We start from the raw sequence: 21,481 nt of genomic DNA, 5'->3' as shown, positions 1-21,481 counted from the left end.
AATACCTTTGCATAGCCAGCCATGCAGGGTAAATTGGCATACTGCTATGCTTATAGCTTGAGTAGCAACTTGGTTATAGTTTAGTGCAATACAGCTAATATCGACCAATAAAAGAAGAACATAGTGGAATAGGAGGATACATGGATTACGCAAAGATTTACCAGGAGTCTATCCGCGATCCTGAAGGCTTCTGGAAAAAGCAGGCTGACCGGCTTGCCTGGCATGAACCGCCGCAGCAGATACTCTCCCAAGATGAAAACGGTTTTTATCATTGGTTTAAGGGCGGCAAGTTAAACATTTCCTACCTTGCCCTCGATGCGCACGTCGATGCAGGTCGCGGGGATCAGGTAGCTATTTACTATGACTCGCCGGTCAGCAATACCAAAACTAGCTTTACCTACCGGCAGTTGCGCGATGATGTCACCAAGGCAGCTGGTATGCTCCGCTCCCTCGGGGTTGGGCATGGTGACCGGGTGGTTATATATATGCCGATGATCCCCGAGGCGGTTATTGCTATGCTCGCCTGTGCCCGACTCGGGGCAATCCACTCGGTTGTGTTCGGCGGCTTTGCAGCCAACGAGTTGGCCATACGCATTGATGACGCCGAGCCTAAAGCGGTACTGACGGCAAGCTGCGGTATTGAGTTTGAGCGGGTTATCCCCTACCAACCACTAGTTAACGAAGCGCTCAAAAGAGCCAACCACAGCCCCAACCATGTTGTCTACGTAAAGCGCCCAGAGGCCGAGGTTGAGCTGCAGCCGGGGCGTGACCACGACTGGCATGAACTGGTTGCTAAAGCCGAGCCGGCAGATGCCGTTCCGGTTGATGCAACAGATCCGCTCTATATTCTTTATACCTCCGGCACTACCGGTAAGCCTAAGGGTGTAGTACGTGAGGGCGGTGGCTACGCTGTTGCCCTGAACTGGAGCATGGAGGCCATATACGACCTGCACCCCGGTGAGGTCTTTTGGACAGCCTCGGATGTCGGCTGGGTTGTGGGGCACTCCTACATCGTCTATGCCCCGCTCATACGCGGCTGCTCAAGCGTAGTCTACGAAGGTAAACCCGTGCGCACTCCTGATGCCGGTGCCTTCTGGAGGGTTATCTCGGAGTACGGTGCCAAGGCATTTTTCACCGCGCCGACGGCCTTCCGGGCGGTCAAGAAAGAAGACCCTGAAGCACAACACTTGGGCAAATACGATATATCATGTCTGAAGAATGTCTTTGTGGCTGGAGAGCGGCTTGATCCCCCGACCTACGAGTGGCTCGCTGATACCCTCAAACGTCCGGTAATCGATCATTGGTGGCAGACTGAGACCGGCTGGCCTATCGTTGCCAACCCCATGGGTATAGAGCCTCATGCGGTCAAAAGCGGTTCCGCGACCAAACCGGTTGCCGGATATGATATCCGCGTACTCGATGATGCCGGCGCTGAACTCCCCGCCCGCGAGCAAGGCAATCTGGCAATAAAACTGCCATTACCACCGGGGTGCCTGCCGACTCTGTGGAATGACGATGAGCGGTTCCGCAAATCCTATTTGGAACGCTTCCCCGGTTTTTATGACACCTCGGACGGCGGCTTCATCGATGAGGATGGCTATGTCTTCATCATGGGGCGCGTAGACGATGTCATTAACGTAGCGGGCCACCGCCTGTCTACCGGTGAGATGGAAGAAGTCATCGGCGACCATGCCGCGGTAGCCGAATGTGCGGTTGTCGGTATCCACGATGAACTCAAAGGCGAACTCCCGGTGGCATTCGTGGTGCTCAAAGATGGAGCGGATATTGAGCAGGAGCAGCTGGAAAAGGAATTGGTCAAGCGTATCCGCGATGAGATCGGTGCTATAGCGGCCTTGCGCCAGGTTGCGATTGTTCAGAAGCTACCTAAGACGCGCTCGGGTAAGATACTGCGCAAGAGTATTCGCACCCTGGCCAAAGAGGATCGTAATAGCGTCCCTACCCCATCGACTATTGATGATCCGGGCAGCTTGGATGAGATCGCTGATGCTATGCAAAACCATCGCATCGGGCGTTACGCCAATCAGTGATGCCCCATTGCTGCGTTTGATAAGTACCCTCCCCCTTTGGAGTTCATGGTGCCAGGGATGGCGCTGTGATCTCCAGGGGGAATCGTCCATGGTGGTTCCATAACTGCCGCTGGGGTTGCGTATGGCGTCCAAAGATTTTTTTAGGCTTACATATTAGACGCCAACCAGGAAACCTCTCACTTCCCGGAGCCACTCAACTGCCCCGGTGTGGAGGACGCCGTGAATCCATCCCTGGAGGCTTCATGGCGCCATCCCTGGCGCCAAGACCTCCACACCGGGGCAGTTGAGTGGCTCCGGGAAGTGAGAGGTTACCATCCAGGATTGGGCGTCATGCGTGGCTTATTCACTAGCGACCAACCGGCATTTGCCAACCGTAAAGTTGATGAAGTTGATCAAAAACCTTGGGAAATGAACTGCGTAGTCGAGCTGGATCAGCAAAATAGGCCTCCGAGGCAACAGCAAAAAATTCTCCTGGATCGGTCGAGCTAAACGTGTCAAAGGCCCGCGGCAGCTGCTCTTGGCTAGTCCCCGAGTTAGTAACCCATAGGTTAGTCTCTAAGTGGTCCCCTGGCTGATCTACTGGATTATCCGGGTTATACCCTGTGTCATCCCACCCTGCATCAGCTCGGGCGGTCTCTTTGAAGGCATTGGAAAAGCTCTCTGCCCACCTTTCTACCGCCATCTCATACGGCAGTGGCGGTAAGCCATTAACCTGCCCTTGCAACATATCAAGCTTGTGGGCACATTCATGGATCACAACGCAGCTCCCGGGTTCCGGGTCGAGGGCATCCTCCAGCGATAGAATAAGAGGGCCTTTTTCCCAGGCCTCTCCGATCAAGGGGCTCTGCCCAACGTGCACAACACCGAATTCATCCTGATATTCATGGGCAGCCACAAACCCCCCAGGGTAGAGCAGTACACTCTTCCACGGCAGGTACCAATCAAGTCCCAACCTAAGAACCGGTAACACTGCCTGGATTGCTATAGCGCCAAGCTGCCCTTCACTGGGACGAGCCCCAGCGACTGCCTCAAAGTTCTTTTCAGCAAGGAAAACTACTGCGTATTCATCAATTTGTTGACGCAATTGCCAATCGAGTCGGCGTAGCCCAGGCAGAGCAGATTCAGCATGGGGCCATGAGTTGGCAGGCATTCGCCTACTGTTGGCTACCCTACGGCGCCGCCAATTGCGTATCCAGCCCATGCCGCTCACCTCCAGCCCTTGGGTTTTGTCTTATCTCTGGTACATACTATTGCGCTTATTGTTGGCGAGCAGGACCACCCAAACTCAGATACATCCGTACGCTTATTTTACACCGGAGCTTTCAGAATGGCAGATACCGCAACAGCTGGTCCACGCAAAACCATTACGGTTGATGGCACAGAGATAGTTCTTCTTGGCACAGCTCACATATCCCAGGCCAGCACCGATGAGGTGATTGCTGAAATAGGCAGTGGCCAATACGACGCGGTTGCGGTAGAACTTTGCGAGAGTCGGCTGCGCAGCCTAACCGACCCTCACTACTTGGAGAACCTTGATCTTTTTCAGGTTTTACGTGAGGGGCGTGGAGGCCTGATTATGGCCAACTTGGCCCTAGGCGCATATCAACAACGCCTCGCCGAGCAACTCGGGGTAGAGCCTGGGGCGGAGCTTAAAGCGGCGGCACAACAGGCCGAAGATAATGGTGCCGAGTTGGTGCTCATTGATCGTGAGGTGGGCACCACCATGCGCCGCCTCTATCGCAACGTCCCCTGGTATCAGCGCTTTGGGCTTATCGGCGGCCTAGTAGCCAGTGTTGCCACCTCGCAGAAGATTGACTCTGAAGATGTCGAAAGGCTCAAGAAGGGCGACATAATGGAGTCAACCTTCCGCGAGATGGCCCAAAGCAGCAAGACCCTTTATAAGCCACTGATCGAAGAGCGCGATCGCTATATGGCAGCGCGGGTGCTTGAGCAGTGTGCGGGCAAATTTCGCAAGGTTTTGGTAGTGCTAGGTGCTGGCCACCTTGAAGGTGTGGCATCAGCACTGGAGCAACCGACCCCAAAACCTGCTGCAGAGGTCAAGGAGCTCGATACCTGCCCTCCCCCTTCACGGTGGCCAAAATTCCTCGCCTGGGCGGTGGTGGTTATTGTGCTGTCGGGGTTTGCGCTAGGTTTTGCTCAAAGCCCTGAATTGGGATGGACCCTGGTGGCCACTTGGGTGTTGCTCAACGGCGGGCTCTCTGCATTAGGGGTCGCCATCGCCTATGGGCACCCGATTACCGTAGCGGGTGCCTTCTTGGCGGCTCCGCTAACGTCATTAAATCCCACTATTGGGGCTGGTTTTGTGGCCGCAGCGATTGAACTGACCGTGCGCCGCCCTCGGGTCGGCGACTTTCGCAGCCTACGTAAACACGTAACCCGCTGGCAAGGCTGGTGGACTAACCGAGTGGCACGGACCCTGCTAGTCTTCTTATTCGCCTCGATAGGCTCAGCAGCTGGTACCTATTTAGCTGGTGCACGGATCATTGAGCGCTTAATCAGTGCCTAAAGCGGGAACCTCAAAACTTCCCTGGGCTATTTACCTGGGCCATTTACTTGGTACGGAGTGGAGGACGCCGTAAATCGATCCCTTGGGGGCCTTCATGGCGCCACCCCCTGGCGCCATGACTGCCACTCCTGGACAGCTAGTAAGCTGCGTTGCTCCTCTTGGGGGTGAGGCGCCATCGGTTAGCGATCCCGGGTGGCGTGGAAGGTCACATCCGGCCAGCGTTCCTGGGTGATATCGAGATTGGCACGAGTGGGTGCTAGATAAGCCAGCGCATCAGTTCCGTCATAGGCGAGGGCCGATTCGTTGCGCGATTTGAAGCGCTCCAGCATCTTGGCGTCGTCACATTCGACCCAACGTGCAGTAAAGACCTGCACTGGCTCAAAGCTACACTCGACGCCATACTCGTTACGCAGCCGGTAGGCAGCCACGTCGAACTGTAAGGCTCCAACAGCACCTACTATCCATTCACTGCCTATGAGGGGGCGGAAAAGCTGTGTTGCTCCTTCTTCGCACAGCTGCTGCAGACCCTTTTGCAATGCCTTCATGCGCATCGGATCGCGCAACACGACGCGCCGAAAAAGCTCCGGAGCAAAATCGGGTATCCCCTTGAAGTGAAGCTTCTCACCCTCAGTAAACGTATCCCCAATTATGATCGTGCCGTGATTGTGGATGCCGATGATATCTCCCGGCAAAGCAGTATCAGCGTGCGATCTATCACTAGCCAGGAAGGTAGTGGCGCGCGGGACCTTTACATCCTTGCCTGTACGCACTTGATGAAGCTTCATCCCGGGCTCAAAGCGACCTGAACAGACCCGCATAAAGGCTATGCGGTCGCGGTGCTGAGGGTCCATATTGGCCTGTATCTTGAAGACAAAGCCACTGAATGTGGACTCTTCCGCTGCTACCCTCCTCCCGGCGTCCCGGCTGAGTGGCCCGGGGGCATGATCGGTGAAGTCATCGAGCAGCTCGCGGATGCCAAAATCGTTGATCGCCGAGCCGAAGTAGACCGGAGTCAACTCCCCATCGAGGTATTGCTGATGATCGAACGATTCACTTGCCTCCCTGACTAACTCTATCTGCTCACGCCAGTGCTCAACCTCATAGGGGAACAGCTGATCCAATCTAGGATTGTCCAACCCCTCAATAACCTCACCATCGGCAAAGAGGCGGACGCGATCATGCTCCAGGTGATAGACCCCGCGGAATGACTTGCCCATGCCCAACGGCCAGGTAACCGGAGCGCAGCGAATCTTCAGGACCGACTCGATCTCATCGAGCAGCTCTACCGGATCCCTACCCTCGCGATCGAGCTTGTTTATGAAGGTTGTAATGGGGGTTGAGCGCATCCTGCAGACATCCATGAGCTGGACAGTCCTCTGCTCAACACCTTTAGCTGCGTCGATTACCATCAGCGCCGAATCAACAGCGGTTAGGGTTCGGTAGGTATCCTCAGAAAAGTCCCCGTGCCCAGGGGTATCGAGCAGGTTGAGCAGGCATCCGCGGTAAGGAAACTGCATAACAGATGACGTCACCGAGATGCCCCGCTCCTGTTCCATGGCCATCCAATCCGAGGTGGCATGCAGCTTGGATTTGCGCCCCTTCACTGTGCCCGCCATCTGAATGGCGCCGCCATAGTAGAGCAGCTTCTCGGTTAGGGTCGTCTTCCCTGCATCAGGGTGAGATATAATCGCGAATGTACGGCGGCTACTAACGTCCGCAGACGTCTCCTGCATGGTGTCCCCTTAACGGTGGATGAAATAGATAGGATACTCGAACGGGAGCTTTACATGGTTCGCAGCGGCATCTGCTAGAGGCTCCCAGATTGTTGAGGCAAGGTATGGTAACCCCTGGAGTGATGATTTGAAAAGCCGCCTTATGGAACCCATCGCTTGTTGCACTGTCAATCCGGGTACGAGGTTACAGGATCTATAGACGTGTTCCGTCTGCCCCTTTGTCGCAAGTACTCGATAGATCCGGAGCATAGGATGCCAGCAACCTGATGCGGGGCGGGCGGCGAACGGTGTTAAAAGGAGAGAGCTTAATGCAACATGGGCACTTGAAGCATTCGATATCCGCAACAGTAACTACACTCTTACTAGGTGCTACCGCCGTCACTGCCACAGCTCAGATGGGTGCTGAGCCACCCCCAGGGCAAGATCCTGGTATGCAACAAGAGGACCCCGGGATGCAGCAGCAGCCCGGCATGGGACAAGAAGACCCCGGCATGGGGCAGCAACCGGGGATGGAGCAGCAAGATCCGGGAATGCAGCAGCAAGATCCTGGTATGGCACCTCCCGAGCCACAGCGCTCGACATTCAGCGATCAGCAGATCGAGCGTTTTGTAGATGCATACCTTGAGATCATTGAAATTCAAGAGGATTATACATCCGATATCCAGCAGGCCGACGGTGGCGAGCAGGCGCGTGAACTACAAGAGCAAGCTAACGACGACATGGTTAGGGCTATAGAGGATAACGGGCTCAGTGTCCCGGAATATTCGGAAATAGCTAATGCCATGGATATGGACCCCGATCTGCGCGATGAGGTGTCGGCTAAAATTCGTGAAAATGAATGACTACTGCCATGCCCAAACCTCATAAGCTATGTTTATAGAGGCTTGGCTGGCGCACAACCCCGGTTCATTAAATGCTTATATGACCGGGGTTAACTAGTAGCGTCGTGCGTGCCCTCACATGGGCTCCTCTAAAACTGCGCCTAAGCCAATTAGTTGCCCCGGTTTGGAGATCTTGGCGCCATGCATGGCGCCATGAAACCTCCAGGGGTGGATTCACGGTGTCCTCCACACCGGGGCAACTAATTGGCTTAGGCGCAGTTTTTAAGGGTGCCACCATGGCAATAAGGATAATTTACGTGGCCAGACATCTTGGGAGCGTGTACGATATGGACCCACAGATAGGCGCTCTCGTATCCCATTTGAGAAACTGACAGAAGGTCAGCATGGAAAAGCAACATAGCTATAACTATGAAGAACTGTTACTAAGCGGCCACGGACGCTTGTTTGGACCTGGCAACCCTCAGCTACCGGCCCCCAATATGCTCATGTTTGACCGCATAACACGAATCAATGAGCATGGCGGTCAGCATGGCAAGGGTGAGATGGTAGCGGAGTTGGATGTCCACCCAGACTTGTGGTTTTTCAACTGCCACTTTCGCGGTGACCCTGTCATGCCGGGGTGCTTGGGTCTTGATGCCCTATGGCAAATGGTTGGCTTCTTCCTAGGCTGGATCGGCGGCAACGGCGCGGGGCGCGCGCTCGGCTGTGGAGAAGTCAAGTTTACGGGCCAGATACTCCCCGAGAACCGGCTGGTTACGTACAATATAGAGTTGAAGAGGTTGATCAATAGACGGTTAGTCATGGGCATTGCTGATGGTATTGTCTATGTTGATGGCAAGCCGATCTATGAGGCCTACGACCTAAAGGTGGGCTTGTTTCAAAATGCTGGTGAGTTGGAGCGCACCAACAAGGACTGAATGCTCATGCTAGAGCCGAAAGGAGGGCCACAGTGCGTCGAGTAGTTATAACTGGTCTAGGTATAGTCTCCTGCATCGGCAACAATCGAGAGGAGGTTGTTGCATCACTGCGGGCCGGGCGCTCGGGGATAAAATACCGCCCGGAATATGAAGAAGTAGGACTGCGCAGCTTGGTAGCTGGTAGCTGCGAGATCGACGTTCAAGATCACATCCCCCGCAAGACCATGCGTTTCATGGGTGATGCCGCTGCCTATAGCTACATAGCCATGGATCAAGCCATTGCCGACGCCAGGCTTGAACAGAACCACATATCCAATCCCCGCACAGGCCTGATCGCAGGATCCGGTGGCGCCTCAACCGCTAATATCGTCAACGCCACTGATACCTTGCGTCAGCGCGGTGTCCGCAAGATTGGGCCGTACGGGGTAACCCGTACCATGGGCAGTACAGTGTCGGCTTGCTTGGCTACTCCTTTTGCTATTAAAGGGGTTAACCTCTCCATAACCTCTGCGTGTGCTACTAGTGCCCACTGCATAGGCGCCGCTATGGAGCAGATTCAACTCGACAAGCAAGATATAGTCTTCGCCGGCGGTGGCGAGGAGGAACACTGGAGCCTGACTCAACTGTTCGACGGCATGGGGGCCCTAACGACTAAATATAACGAGACCCCAGAGAAGGCCTCGCGCCCATATGATGCCAACAGGGATGGCTTTGTGATAGCTGGCGGGGGCGGCATGGTAGTAGTTGAGGCCTTGGATCACGCCCTGGAGCGCGGCGCACCAATAATCGCGGAGGTGGTCGGATTCGGTTCTACATCAGATGGTTACGATATGGTTGCCCCATCAGGCGAAGGTGCCACCCGCTGCATGCAGCAAGCCCTTAGTGGAGTTGAGGGCAAAGTCGATTACGTCAATACCCACGGCACCAGTACGCCGGCAGGTGACATCACAGAAATTGAAGCGCTTCGCAATGTCTTTGGCAATGATATTCCACCGATATCCTCGACCAAATCGCTGACCGGGCACTCCCTAGGTGCTACAGGCGTTCAGGAAGCCATATACGCTATGCTTATGATGGAGCATGGCTTCATCTCCCCCTCAATAAATATTGAAGATCTAGACCCCGAAGCAGCAAATGTGCCCATAGTCACCGAGACCCGCGAAAATGTTTCGCTGGATACCGTACTGTCCAATAGTTTCGGTTTTGGGGGAACGAACGCTACACTAGCCCTACGCCGTTATACCGGCTGACAGGTGAAGCAGAGTAATGCGTAGTTAATGTAAAACATTATCTCTATTTTCGAAAAAGGCTGAAGGTCTCGCTATGGAACAACGTCTCCAATTCGACCGCGACTTGCTGCGCCGCTACGATGTCAGCGGACCCCGCTACACTTCTTACCCGACTGCACCACAGTTCCACGAAGATTTTGATGACCAATCCTATGCCGCTGCAGCCCGGGCCAGCAATGAGGTGCCTAACCCCAAGCCCCTGTCTGTATACATGCACGTCCCCTTCTGCAGTAATGTCTGCTTCTACTGTGCGTGCAATAAAATAGTCACGGCCAATTATCGGCACGCCGAAGAATACCTGGAGCACGTCTTCCGCGAGATCGCTATGCAGAGCGAGCTATTCGACGACAACAGACGCGTCGAGCAACTCCATCTTGGTGGGGGCACGCCGAACTATTTGCGTGATGAGGACATAGCTAGGCTGGTTCAAAATCTACGCGAGCACTTCAATCTCGAGGAAAGTGATAAGCGTGAGTTTTCAATCGAGATTGATCCCCGAGATTTCCATCTCGAGTCCGTCTCCCGTCTTGCTGAACTCGGCTTTAACCGCATGAGCGTTGGAGTTCAAGATCTTAATTCGACGGTACAAAAAGCGGTAAACCGCGAGCAAAGTCCTGAGCTGTGCCGCTCAATAATTGAAGAGGGACGCCGCTACGGGTTCCGTTCGACAAACGTTGACCTCATCTACGGCCTGCCCAAACAGACTGCCGAGTCATTCGAGCAGACTCTTGACGAGATAATCGACATTCGCCCCGAGCGTCTTGCAATATATAATTACGCTCACCTGCCTCACTTATTCAAGATACAAAAACAGATCAAAGAAGATGATTTGCCCGGACCCGAGGAGAAGTTGACCTTATTCGGGAGAACTATAGAAAAGCTCACTGATGCTGGTTATGTTTTTATCGGCATGGACCACTTCGCCCTACCTGAAGACGAGCTAGCCAAATCCCAAAAGCAAGGCACACTCCATCGCAACTTCCAGGGTTACTCGACCCGAGCGGACTGCGATCTAATTGCTCTGGGGTCTACCTCAATAGGCAAGATTGGCCCGACATATAGCCAGAATTTACGTGAACCTGAGGATTATAAAGAGCGTATTGCCAACGGCAGACTAGCAGTCTTCCGTGGACTGGAGTTAAGCGCAGAAGATCTCCTCCGCCGAGAAGTCATAATTGAGTTAATGTGCCACTCTCAACTGCAGTTTGCTGAGGTCGAGAAAAAACATGGCATAGACTTTAAGGACCACTTTGCTGCGGAGATAGAAAGACTTGAGCCTTTAGTTGACGACGGTCTAGTCGATATAAATAGCGAGAGGATTCAAGTCTTGCCTCGCGGTCGCTTGATGCTACGTCACGTAGCCATGGCATTTGACGCCTATCTTGAGCGTGAAGCTACGCAAGGCAAACGCTATAGCAAAGTGCTTTAGAAAGGTGCTGTAACCCTGTGAAACGCAAATGTCTTCTGAGCGTTGCGTTATTGGCTGCGGCGACTGCTGGTAGCGGAGCCGCAGCCTCCCCCTTCCCTGCCCAAACTGATGTGTTAGGCAGCGGCTCTTATGATGCCCAGGTTACCGGCGGCTACATAAACTACAGTAGCAAGCATGGCAGCGTGGGTGATGCTATAGCTGGAGTGAGGATTGGCCTGGATGGGCCTATTGATCTAACCATCGTGGCCCCGCATCGCTATGACTTTGAGACCGAAGATAGCGGTATGCGCAGTTCATTGTCGGGAGTAATTGCATACCAGCTTTTCAATGGGAGTGATCTGAAGGGCACTGTCCAAGCTTACACTACTATCGCTCCGAGCAGCGAAGATAGGGGATTGGGAAGTGGATCGGATAACTTTGGCATTCGCGCAGATATAGTAAATAAAACCTGGTGGGATGGCGGCAGGGTACACCTCCGGGGTAGTTGGGAAGAAGTTGATCAACGTCGCCCCGACGAAGACCCCGGCCCTGGATCGTACAGATCAGCCGGCCTACTCACTCTTGAGGCTGGTGCCGAGTTCGATATTGAAGATCCAAACATCAAACCTTACCTGGGCATAAGGGGAACAAGCGGGGTAGAGTCTAACCCCCGCAGTGAGCAGGATAGTCTATCTGTACGTCCTGGGGTAAGTTTTAATCTCGATAATAATAGCCATATCCACGTCATATCTCAGTTAGATTTGTTGCAAAATGGCGCGGAACCTGAAAGTGCAATCTTTGTAACCTTTACCTATGGCCACCGGGCTGCCGCCCCGCAACAGCGAACCACTGGCGTCAGCGCTTCAGATCATGACGACAGCATATCCGCTCTGGAAGAGCGTCTAACTAATCTTGCCCGGAGTGTTCGCAACTTGGAAATGCGTATGCTGGAAGAAGGTGAACGCGAACCTGAAACCGCAGCGGTGATAATACTCAATCAATCCGGCATCAGTGAGCTGATGCCTTTAGTAGTAGATACTATCAGTGCCATCAACTTAACCGTCACAGATAGCCAGGATGACCCAGATTCTCCAACTAGAGATCGCACAGTAATTCGTTACCTGGAAGAGCACCGTGACGAGGCGGTACAGCTAGCACGCGCCCTGCCAGGCAATCAGTTAGTGGATGAGCGCGAAGAATTACCCGACGGAGCAGATATTAAAGTTCTAATTGGCTTTGACATTGAAGGGATGCTGGATCAATAGATAGGTATTGACCTAATAGCAACTCAATGAGTAACATACGCGCTTATTGGCTAGGTGGCAGAGTGGTGATGCAGCGGCCTGCAAAGCCGTGTACGTGGGTTCGATTCCCGCCCTAGCCTCCAAACTGGGAAACCTCCACAGTTACTAGCAAGACTTGAGGGTCTTTCTCGCTCAGCTCTCCTCGTAACTATAGCCTGGGTGGCGGAATTGGTAGACGCAGACGACTTAAAATCGTCAGGCTAATATGCCGTGCCGGTTCGAGTCCGGCCCCGGGCACCATGCAGCAATTTAGATTCGATTGCTCCCAGCACTCAACCACTTTATGACCCGTCTTAAACCGTGGCCTGCCATGCCCTAATGTGTCTCAGCCACCGAATAATCTCCTTGAGTTTATGCACGTTAACTGGCTTGGTCGTGTACTTATCAAAACCTGCCTGAAAACTCTCTTGCTCCACCTCGTCAAGGGCTTGGGCGGTACACAGAACTGCCGGGGTATATGGCAAACTTTCGTCTGTTTCTTTACTCCGCACCGCCCGCACAACATCTAGACCGCTGAGTAGCGGCATGCGCAGATCGAGAAAGAGCAAATCAAACGGATGCTGCTGCCAAGTGTCGAGAGCCTCCTGACCGTTACCGGTCAAAGTGGTATCACAGCCAAGATTCTGTAACAGTGTCTGTATTAGCAGGGCGCTGACCGGATCGTCCTCGGCGATAAGCACACGCACGCCTTCGCCACACAGCAGTTGCACGTCTTCCTCGAGATTATTTCCGTGAGCAAAAGCTTCATCGTTCTCCACCGGTGCAGCAATAGCCGGCAATTGCGCCGTAAAACAGAAGGTCGAACCAACTTCAGACACACTATTTAGCCACAGCGCACCACCGAGCTGACGTGCCAACTCGTAAGCAACCAACAACCCGAGTCCACGACCACGCTGGCCCTCATCAGCGTAGCTGCCCTTATCAAAAGCGGCGAACAGCTCTTCCTGAACCTCGGGCGAAATCCCCGGGCCGTTGTCATGAACAGCAAACAGCAGTTGTTGCGGGTTATGCTGACTAACCTCTACCAAAATCCTGCCGCGCTCGCTATGTTCGATAGCGTTTTCAAGCAGGCAATTGAGGAGCTGGCTGATCCGATAACCATCCCCTTCGACCCAGGTCGGGACCTCCTCGGCAACCTGCCAACTAAGAGATAGCCTCTTGTTCTGGGCTTTTTCAAGGAACGGTGAGCACGTCTCATAGACTAGTGAACGCAGCTCAAGACGATCGCAGTGCAGCTCCACTCCGCCCGATTTGAGCTGGGAGAGATCAAGTATGGAAGAAATCTTATGTAATAGACGCTCCCCAGCATCGCGACTCCTAGCCGCGTAAAACTCCCGCTTTTCTGCACTGAGACTTGAATCGGAGAGCAGGTCGGCGAACCCCATCAAGGCGTTGAGAGGGGTACGCAGCTCATGGCTGACTGCATTCAGGAAAGTACTCCGGGTGTCGTTAGCCTGCTCCAGCTGACGCTGAATGTCAGCCTCGGTCTTTTTACACTGGCCAAAATCAATGTTGGCACCGGCTATGAGCAAAGGCTGACCATCATCCGCGCGGCTTACTACCTGCCCACGCTCCTGCACCCAAATCCAGTCACCGAAGGCTGACCTGCAACGCATCTCTATCAAATAGGGGGTATCATTGGTCAGTGCGTACTGAATATGACTCTCAACATTTTCAATATCCTCAGGGTGAATAATCGCCCTCCATTCGTCATAGCTCATGGAGCCGACCATCTCTGCGCTGTATCCAAGCATCCACCAGCATACGTTATCCCAATCTATGGCATCGGCCTCTAGGTCCCACTCCCAGATGCCAAATCGAGCAGCCTCTTGCGCCAGCCGGTAGCGCCGTTCTCTCTCACCCCTTAACTTGGCCCAAGTTTTTTGGCCGGCAACCTCTTCGGGACCTGGCGAAGCTGATTGAATACGAGACTCTTCAGCGCCAGCCCCGGCCATGTTACCTACCCTCCAGCACTCAAGCTGAGGCCCTGTCCAGAGCGAGGCAGCCGGTGCCGGGCGGGCAAAGAGATGCCCCTGCCCCTGATAGCAGCCCGCAGAGCCTAATGCCTGTGCTTGCCCCGCAGTCTCTACCCCTTCGGCTAATACCTCCATACCCAGCCCTTTGGCCAAGGTAGTGATGGCCTTGATAATCGTTTCGGTACGGTGATCCCCAGGCAGATCAGTTATAAACGACTGATCAATTTTGATCCGATCCACGGGAAGATCTTTGAGGTAGTTAAGCGACGAGTAGCCGGTCCCGAAGTCGTCCACCGCAATCTTCACCCCGCAGCTGCGCAGGTATTGCAACTGCTCAATCAAAGAGTGACGGCTCCTAACGAACAGCCGCTCGGTGATCTCTAGCTCCAAGTCTGTAGCTGCTAAACCGTTGCGTTGCCATCCCTCAAGAAGCTTTATTGCCCAGTTAGGCCGGTTCATTTGTGGCGCGGCGATATTGATCGCCAGCCTTCCCTCGGCAAAACCGGCCCGACGGGCCTGCAGAAAATCCCTTGCGGCCAAATCTATAACCTGTTCGCCTACCCTGCCAATCAGTCCACTGCTTTCGGCAACCGGGATAAATCGACCTGGCCCTATCCAGCCTTCTTGAGGGTGTTGCCAGCGCACCAGCGCCTCAAACCCAATGAGCTTGCCACTAACGAAGTCGACCTGCGGCTGATAGTAAACCTGCAAATCGTTGTTATCTAAGGCATGCCGCAGTTCCGTTGTCAGGTAGACATGCTCGCGTGCCTGCTCGGTGATACTAGAGCTATAAAACTGGTACTTGACTCCGCTGCGTTTAGACGCCCGGCGGGCGGCATCGGCCTGATCGACCAGCGTCCGGGCAGATTCACCACTGCGGCTAGTCACACTTATCCCGGCGCGTAAGTTTAGATGCACAGCCTGCTCAGCGAAAAGCACCCTATCTCCAACCTTGCTGACGATGCGCTCAGCGAACTCGACTGCTTCTTTGCCCTCCTCCAGACGTGGCAACAGAATGCCGAATAAGTCGCCACCCAAGCGACCAATAGTAGCCTCCTGAGGCAAGTTTGCCTGCAACCTACGGCCCACCTCAGCTAGTACCTGATCACCCCCTTCCTGACCGAGGCTCTCATTGATGGCAGAGAAGTCCCTAATATCGCAGACGATAACCGCAAGAAATTCATCGCCTCGGTTCTGGACCAAGCGCGCCTGCTCCACGCGATCGTGGAAAAGCATGCGATTCGGCAATCCGGTAACTGGATCACGGTACAACAGCCGCTCGATCTCAGATTCGCGCGCGCGCTCTACGGATAGGTTGTGCATCAGCGTCGAATAGCGCTTGACCTTGCCTTGCGCGTCACGATGGGCAATCACTACCTGATCGACGGGGATCTCCGTCTCCTTGCCGACATGGCGCAGCCAGGTCTGGCCCCGCCAAATTCCATCCCGCTCTGCAACCGGAAACCCTTCCTTCAGGAGTAGCTCAAGGCTCTCTGGGTCATGGGCATCAGAGATCCGGGAATTGATGGATTGGACCTCGCCTCCCTCTCCCTGAGCCTCTCTAAGTGCCCGGTTGTGGTATAAAAGATTGCCCTGAGTATCGGCGAGGCCCACAAAATCGGGCAGCACCTCGATAAACTCCATCAGCGCGGAACGCTCTTGTTCAGCTGCCTTATACTCAGTGACATCTTCCAGCGCTAGGGCTACTTGCCGCTCGGCACTGCTGTCTCCCGTATGCGCAACCACCCCAAAGCAGCGCAAAAATCGCCTGCGCTGCCAGGAGTCGATCACGCACAGGGTGGTTTGCAGCTTATCCTCGCTGTCGGCACTATTTAACAATCTATCCCATGGCCAGGAGCAGTCACATGTCTGATCAGATAACTCGGCGGAATCCAAGACCCAAGCGATATCATTGATATGAGGATGCGAGGGAGTGGTTGAGGAAGGGGCGGAGGGCGAGCCGGGAATGTGGTCAGCAGGAGGATCTAGGGAAGCGTCGGGCAAACCGAGAAGCCGGCGTGCTGCTGGATTTATAGTAACGACATAGCCCTGCTGGTTGATGACTAAAATGCCGGTTGGTACATGATGTAAAAATAACTCCAGCAGTCCCGTGGGGACGTCTTTTAGTGACATAAGCCCGCTCCTCACCCACCCAATATATACTTATCGTTGCACCTCTATATTCAATTTTCGGTTGGTGCATGTCAATAACCCTAAAGCAGTTTCTGTTAATCTGTTTTTGCCATAATAGTTATCATTCACGCTTATATGGGCGCCTTTAACCCCCCCCTTCCTGGCCAAGCTGTCCCTGGTGCTGAGGTTTTGGCACCAAGGGGTGCCTCTAAAAACTTCGCCGGCGCCACCATCCGCCCCGGTGTTGAGGACGCCGTGGATCCATCCCTGGAGGCTTCATGGCGCCATCCCTGGCGCCAAGACCTCCACACCGGGGCGGATGGTGGCGCCGGCGAAGTTTTTAGAGGTCCCCCAAGGATGCCGCCATGGAGCCTCCAGTGATGGCTTCGCAGCGTTCTCCACACAGGGGGAAGCTAGGTTCAGAGGGCGTTTTGAGAGGTGCCCACCTGGATTACCCGGTCTTAGGTCGGGCTACCGCCAGGCAATATGACTGGGTGCCGCGAGTATCCAGGGCTGTGAAGGTCTCAAGCTCCAGGCCGGCGGCTTGGATCTGATTACGAAACTCCTGCTCGTAGGTCACCCGACCGAATTCAATACTTGTCAATCTTCCTAGCAGCGGCTTGAAGCGCTCCAGCCAGCGCGAAGGCTTGTTCTGAATCGTCTGGGTAAAAAAGATCCGGCCACCCTCGCTGAGCAGATCCATGCAGTGGCGCAGGGCCTTTTCTGGCTCTGGAAGGATCATAAAGCTGGCGGAGAAATAAACCGCAGCATAAGGACCGCCTTGGTGGTCATAGATCGACTCAAGGCGCAGATCGATACGATCTTCAAGCCCAGATCCCCTTAACCTTTCGCGGGCGCAGGCGATATAATCGCTATCGATATCTATCCCGGTTATGTGTAAATCTTTTGCCGCTACCCTTTCGCCATTGGCCAAGAGTGCTCCGGCAGTGCCGATGCCTACATCCAACAGCTTCACACCATCCGGCAAACGTTCAATGACCTCAGCGTACCAACCGCCCGTAAGACCAAGCAGAAACTTATCGTATAGCCAAGCACGGATTCGCAACCCCTAGCCCTCCTCTAATGACCTGTGGACATAACTCAACGGCAAATAAATCTTGAGCATAATATGTACAAAGAACTCCCGCACCTATTTTCATACCGCCAATACTGGGCCGCCTGCTTTGCCCCGGCGCCGTTTCTGCCCATGTCGCCACGCGAGATGGGTGAACTCGGTTGGGATAGCTGCGATATCATCCTGATCAGCGGGGACGCCTATATAGACCACCCGAGCTTCGGTGCGGCGATCATCGGCCGACTGCTCGAAGCGCAAGGCTTTCGCGTCGGCATAATCGCCCAACCAGACTGGCGCTCACCAGATGACTTTCAGACCCTGGGCAAGCCGAATCTCTTCTTCGGCATAACCGCCGGCAACATGGACTCCATGGTCAATCGTTACACCGCCGACGGTAAACTGCGCAGTAACGACGCCTATAGCCCCGACGATGCCGGCGGGCGACGCCCCGATCGTGCTGTAATCGTCTACAGTCAGCGCGCGCGCGAGGCTTACAAAAATACGCCCATTATCATCGGCGGGATTGAGGCTAGTCTGCGCCGCCTCGCCCATTACGACTACTGGTCGGATAAAGTGCGCCGTTCCATCCTGCTCGATGCCAAGGCCGACATTCTCATCTACGGCAATGCCGAGCGGGCCGTTGTGGATATCGCCCACCGCCTAGCTGCAGGTGAAAAGCCTGAGCAAATTAGGGATCTGCGGGGCATAGCATACGCCGCCAAGGCAGCAGCGACAGGTTCAGATTGCGATTCACCGGGAACTGTAGAACGACTCAACGAACTCCCCGAGAGCGAGCGGCCGCCCCGGTGGGGTGATTTTAGCGCCCAAGATGGCTCCATGAACCCTCCAGGGATGGATCCACGGCGTCCTCACTACCGCAGCGGCCACTCGCCTCGGGGGAGTTCCTCGAGTCGTCCTCTAGCCTTACCGAGCTACCAGAGTGTTCGCACCGATGCTGCTCAGCACGCTCACGCCGCCCGGGTGATCAGAAAGGAGACAAATCCTTGGAATGCGCGCACCCTGGTGCAGAATCACGGCGATAAGGATGTCTGGGTCACCCCGCCGCCGATCCCCTTGAGCAGCGATGAGTTGGATAGCGTCTACGAACTGCCTTTCGCCCGCGCGCCCCACCCTGCCTATGACGGCAGCCATATCCCGGCCTGGGAGATGATCCGCTTTTCAGTCAACATCATGCGCGGTTGCTTCGGCGGCTGCACCTTCTGCTCTATCACCGAACACGAAGGGCGCATCATCCAGTCCCGCTCACCCGAATCGGTGTTGCGTGAGATCGACGCAATCAAAGAGAAGACGGCAGGATTTACCGGCGTTATATCCGATCTCGGCGGACCAAGCGCTAACATGTACCGGCTTGGCTGCAAGGATAAGCAGATAGAGGCGCACTGTCGGCGCATGTCATGCCTCTACCCGCGCGCTTGCCGCAACCTCAGCACCGACCATGAGCCACTTATCAACCTTTACCGCCAGGCCCGCGCCCAACCGGGGATCAAAAAAGTGCTGGTCGCCTCGGGGGTACGCTACGATCTAGCTATTTACTCCAAGTCATACGTGCGTGAGTTAGTAACCCACCACGTCGGCGGCTATCTGAAGATCGCCCCTGAGCACACCGAACCGGGACCGCTGGAAAAAATGCTCAAGCCCGGCATGGATGTCTACTACAGATTCCGCGAGCTGTTTGAGAATTACTCCAAGCGTGCCGGCAAGGAGCAGTATCTGATCCCCTACTTTATCGCTGCCCATCCGGGGACCACCGATGAGGATATGCTTAATCTGGCGCTGTGGCTCAAGCGCAACGGCTTTCGTCCCAATCAGGTGCAGGCCTTCTTGCCCGCGCCTATGGCTCTGGCCACAGCGATGTATCATACCGGCTATAACCCGCTAAAGCCGCTCGGCAAAGACGGCGGAGAGGCCCTGGCTACCGCCAAGGGGCTGCGTAAAAGGCGCTTGCACAAGGCCTTTCTGCGCTACCACGATCCGGAGAACTGGCCACTGTTGCGCGATGCGCTGAAAAAAATGGGCCGCACCGATGTGCTCGGCAACAGCAAACACCACCTTATCCCTAACCACCAGCCAGCTGGCACAGGCTCATCTGGAGAAGGCCGAAGAGGTAAGAAAGCTGCTAAACTGCGAGGCCGTTAGCGGCTTTGCCAGGCCAAAGCCCTGGCCCTGCGGGCAGCCAAGATCACGCAGAAAGTCAAACTGCTCGGCAGTCTCAATCCCTTCGGCGACGATGTTCATGCCCAGTGCATAACCCAAGCCGACGATACCGCGCAGTAGCTCCTCGAGCCGTTTAGATTTGCCAATCCCGTCGACGAAACTCTGATCGATCTTGAGGATATGCAGCGGAAATGAATGCAGGTAGCTAAGCGAACTATACCCTGTGCCGAAATCATCCAGGGCAAGCTCAATACCCATTTGCTCGAACTCGTTAAGAGTCTCAAGCACCTCAGTTAGATTATCTAGCAGCAAACTCTCGGTTATCTCCAGCTTCAGCTTATGCACTGGAAAACCGCTATTTACTAAAGCCGATTGCACTTGTTGCAACAGCCTTCCGGAGTGAAACTGCCGCGCGGATAAGTTGATCGCCAGATGCAGAGGCTCACCACTATCCGGATCCACCCAGGCCAGGCCCTGTTCCATAGTTTCATTAAGCAGCCACTCGCCTACTGTCTCGATCAGACCGGTCTCTTCAAGCATTGGGATAAAGTCAGCCGGAGAGACAACCCCCTTTTCCGGGTGCTGCCAGCGCAGCAGGGCCTCGCTTCCTATAACCTTACCGCTGACCATATCGAACTGCGGCTGATACAGAATAAAAAACTCTTTTCTCTCCAATGCCTTATAAAGGGCTGCCTCGAGTTCAAGCCTCTCGCGCAGGCGTGCATCGGCCTGTGGTGAGGCCAAGTGGAATGCTGGCCCATCCTTGGTCAAAGAGAGCGATAAGGCCGATTCGGCCTGCCCTAGCAGGGCTGCCGCCGTGCTTCCATCAGCTGGGAATGCAGCGGCGCCAGCGCGGGCGCGGACCACGATCTCGGGGGCATCGGTGCCCGACAGATCAAACTCAATGCCCTCTATGAGCTCATTGGCTATGGTACTTAGCTGTTGTGCCGATTTTTCGACCCCCTCCATAACCACAATAAATCTGCCGCGCTCAGAACTACCAATAAAGCAGGGCTCTGAGCCAGTGCGGTTACGCAGGCTTGTCGTTGTCTGGGTGATTAACGAATCACCGACCTTCTCACCGAAGCCTAGATTGACCAAATCGAGCTGAGCTAGTTGTAAAGCGAAAACTGCGACGCCCAAATTAGAGCTCTCGGCGCGCGCAATGGCCTCATCGATCAGGGTCAGAGTATAGCGGCGATTGGGCAGGCCAGTGAGCGAGTCGAAGTTGGCGTAATAATGCAACCGTTCCTGCTCGGCCTGCTTGCGGCTGGTAAGGTCGTGCATTATGCCGACAAACAGGCGAGGGTTGGTAAGGCCGGTATCGTTCACATTCAGATCAATCGGAAAGCGGCTACCATCGGCACGTTGCGCCTCAACCTCGCGGCCGACACCGATCACCTTAGCTGAGCCGGTACGCTCATACTTATCGACATAGTCCTGATGCCTTTCGGCATCAGTTCTGGGCATTATGATAGATAAAGGTGAACCAACCGCCTGTTCGGCGCTATACCCGAACATGCGTTCTGCAGCGGGATTGAACTGCCTGATCAGGCCTTGGTCATCGGCAGTAATTATTGCGTCCCCAGCTGCCTCGAGTATGGCATTAAGGCGCTTGGTTTCGCTCTTTAGCTCTTGGCGGGCATTATAGAGTTCGGTGACATCGCGCTGAACCGAGACAAAATAATCGATACACTGGCCCGAGTCATGGGTGCATACCGGTGCTATACTCCACTGGATACGGTAAGGCGTGCCATCCTTGCGGTAGTTCCAGGTCTCGGCCTTGAAATACTGGCCTGCTTTAAGCGCCTCCTTGAGCCGGTCGAGCATCTCGCGATCAGTTGCCGGGCCCTGGAGAAGACGCGGGGTTGCACCAATAACCTCGTCAGCCGTATACCCTGTAAGCCGGGTGAAGGCGTTGTTAACATAGATTATATGTGGCCCAGGCTCTTCCAGCTGAGCGTCGGTTATGACGACCGGCTCACTAGACTGGTTAACTGCGAGCTCTAGGAGTTGGTGCTTATCTTTAAAATGCATCGGGACAGGCTACAAGC

The 21,481-nt window shown here is 54.7% G+C and carries 13 protein-coding genes and 2 tRNA genes; 10 read left to right on the top strand and 5 right to left on the bottom strand.

The window, feature by feature from the left end; all coding sequences use genetic code 11:
• Positions 1-140: 140 nt before the first annotated feature.
• On the top strand, positions 141-2,048 hold the full coding sequence (locus tag HH1059_RS06465) for a propionyl-CoA synthetase (RefSeq protein WP_096409365.1): 1,908 nt from the start codon (positions 141-143) through the stop codon (positions 2,046-2,048).
• Between the two features lie 346 nt (positions 2,049-2,394).
• Here the strand turns inward: HH1059_RS06465 and HH1059_RS06460 are convergent, their stop codons facing one another.
• Entirely contained in the window at positions 2,395-3,249 is an 855-nt protein-coding gene (locus HH1059_RS06460) for a M90 family metallopeptidase (protein WP_096409363.1), read from the bottom strand.
• Between the two features lie 126 nt (positions 3,250-3,375).
• Between HH1059_RS06460 and HH1059_RS06455 the strand changes: the two genes are divergently transcribed.
• Positions 3,376-4,575, top strand: a complete 1,200-nt coding sequence (locus tag HH1059_RS06455) for a TraB/GumN family protein (protein ID WP_096409362.1) — start codon at positions 3,376-3,378, stop codon at positions 4,573-4,575.
• Between the two features lie 179 nt (positions 4,576-4,754).
• On the opposite strand, the gene HH1059_RS06450 is transcribed toward HH1059_RS06455, so the two are convergent.
• Positions 4,755-6,308 carry a peptide chain release factor 3 gene (locus HH1059_RS06450; protein WP_096409360.1) on the bottom strand — a complete coding sequence of 518 codons (1,554 nt, stop codon included), beginning with the start codon at positions 6,306-6,308 and terminating at the stop codon, positions 4,755-4,757.
• 308 nt (positions 6,309-6,616) lie between these two features.
• On the opposite strand from HH1059_RS06450, the gene HH1059_RS06445 reads away from it, so the two are divergent.
• The 7 genes from HH1059_RS06445 (at position 6,617) to HH1059_RS06415 (ending at position 12,308) form a co-directional block, all read left to right on the top strand.
• A complete protein-coding gene (locus HH1059_RS06445; protein ID WP_162549404.1) occupies positions 6,617-7,150 on the top strand; it encodes a DUF4168 domain-containing protein in 534 nt (177 codons plus the stop codon).
• 383 nt (positions 7,151-7,533) lie between these two features.
• Positions 7,534-8,067 (top strand): bifunctional 3-hydroxydecanoyl-ACP dehydratase/trans-2-decenoyl-ACP isomerase, encoded by a 534-nt coding sequence (fabA, locus tag HH1059_RS06440; protein WP_096409357.1) that lies wholly within the window; start codon positions 7,534-7,536, stop codon positions 8,065-8,067.
• A gap of 32 nt (positions 8,068-8,099) precedes the next feature.
• Positions 8,100-9,317, top strand: a complete 1,218-nt coding sequence (gene fabB / locus HH1059_RS06435; RefSeq protein ID WP_096409356.1) for a beta-ketoacyl-ACP synthase I — start codon at positions 8,100-8,102, stop codon at positions 9,315-9,317.
• Between the two features lie 73 nt (positions 9,318-9,390).
• Positions 9,391-10,785, top strand: a complete 1,395-nt coding sequence (hemN, locus tag HH1059_RS06430; protein WP_096409354.1) for an oxygen-independent coproporphyrinogen III oxidase — start codon at positions 9,391-9,393, stop codon at positions 10,783-10,785.
• Between the two features lie 17 nt (positions 10,786-10,802).
• On the top strand, positions 10,803-12,029 hold the full coding sequence (locus HH1059_RS06425; RefSeq protein WP_096409353.1) for a LytR C-terminal domain-containing protein: 1,227 nt from the start codon (positions 10,803-10,805) through the stop codon (positions 12,027-12,029).
• Between the two features lie 48 nt (positions 12,030-12,077).
• Positions 12,078-12,151 (top strand) — tRNA-Cys (locus HH1059_RS06420).
• Between the two features lie 70 nt (positions 12,152-12,221).
• A tRNA-Leu gene (locus HH1059_RS06415) sits at positions 12,222-12,308 on the top strand.
• A gap of 53 nt (positions 12,309-12,361) precedes the next feature.
• Here the strand turns inward: HH1059_RS06415 and HH1059_RS06410 are convergent.
• Positions 12,362-16,177 (bottom strand): EAL domain-containing protein, encoded by a 3,816-nt coding sequence (locus tag HH1059_RS06410; RefSeq protein ID WP_096409351.1) that lies wholly within the window; start codon positions 16,175-16,177, stop codon positions 12,362-12,364.
• 451 nt (positions 16,178-16,628) lie between these two features.
• A complete protein-coding gene (locus tag HH1059_RS06405; protein WP_096410361.1) occupies positions 16,629-17,237 on the bottom strand; it encodes a class I SAM-dependent methyltransferase in 609 nt (202 codons plus the stop codon).
• 69 nt (positions 17,238-17,306) lie between these two features.
• Between HH1059_RS06405 and HH1059_RS06400 the strand changes: the two genes are divergently transcribed.
• The gene (locus tag HH1059_RS06400) at positions 17,307-19,409 is read left to right on the top strand and encodes a YgiQ family radical SAM protein (RefSeq protein ID WP_096409350.1); all 2,103 of its coding nucleotides are present in this window, start codon (positions 17,307-17,309) and stop codon (positions 19,407-19,409) included.
• Here HH1059_RS06400 and HH1059_RS06395 read toward each other — a convergent pair.
• Positions 19,356-21,464, bottom strand: a complete 2,109-nt coding sequence (locus HH1059_RS06395) for an EAL domain-containing protein (protein ID WP_096409348.1) — start codon at positions 21,462-21,464, stop codon at positions 19,356-19,358. The two genes, HH1059_RS06400 and HH1059_RS06395, sit on opposite strands and share 54 nt — an antisense overlap.
• Positions 21,465-21,481: the final 17 nt, after the last annotated feature.

Origin of the sequence: Halorhodospira halochloris, from assembly GCF_002356555.2 — a bacterium.
In the GTDB taxonomy this organism is placed as follows: domain Bacteria; phylum Pseudomonadota; class Gammaproteobacteria; order Nitrococcales; family Halorhodospiraceae; genus Halorhodospira; species Halorhodospira halochloris.
This window is presented reverse-complemented; position numbering and strand designations above follow the sequence as displayed.

Bases quoted from the DNA above. Each gene is read 5' to 3' on its own strand.
- HH1059_RS06455 (WP_096409362.1), top strand. From the start codon at position 3,376: ATGGCAGATACCGCAACAGCTGGTCCACGCAAAACCATTACGGTTGAT.
- fabA (WP_096409357.1), top strand. From the start codon at position 7,534: ATGGAAAAGCAACATAGCTATAACTATGAAGAACTGTTACTAAGCGGC.
- HH1059_RS06400 (WP_096409350.1), top strand. From the start codon at position 17,307: ATGTACAAAGAACTCCCGCACCTATTTTCATACCGCCAATACTGGGCC.
- hemN (WP_096409354.1), top strand. From the start codon at position 9,391: ATGGAACAACGTCTCCAATTCGACCGCGACTTGCTGCGCCGCTACGAT.
- HH1059_RS06465 (WP_096409365.1), top strand. From the start codon at position 141: ATGGATTACGCAAAGATTTACCAGGAGTCTATCCGCGATCCTGAAGGC.
- HH1059_RS06445 (WP_162549404.1), top strand. From the start codon at position 6,617: ATGCAACATGGGCACTTGAAGCATTCGATATCCGCAACAGTAACTACA.
- HH1059_RS06395 (WP_096409348.1), bottom strand. From the start codon at position 21,464: ATGCATTTTAAAGATAAGCACCAACTCCTAGAGCTCGCAGTTAACCAG.
- HH1059_RS06460 (WP_096409363.1), bottom strand. From the start codon at position 3,249: ATGGGCTGGATACGCAATTGGCGGCGCCGTAGGGTAGCCAACAGTAGG.
- HH1059_RS06410 (WP_096409351.1), bottom strand. From the start codon at position 16,177: ATGTCACTAAAAGACGTCCCCACGGGACTGCTGGAGTTATTTTTACAT.
- HH1059_RS06450 (WP_096409360.1), bottom strand. From the start codon at position 6,308: ATGCAGGAGACGTCTGCGGACGTTAGTAGCCGCCGTACATTCGCGATT.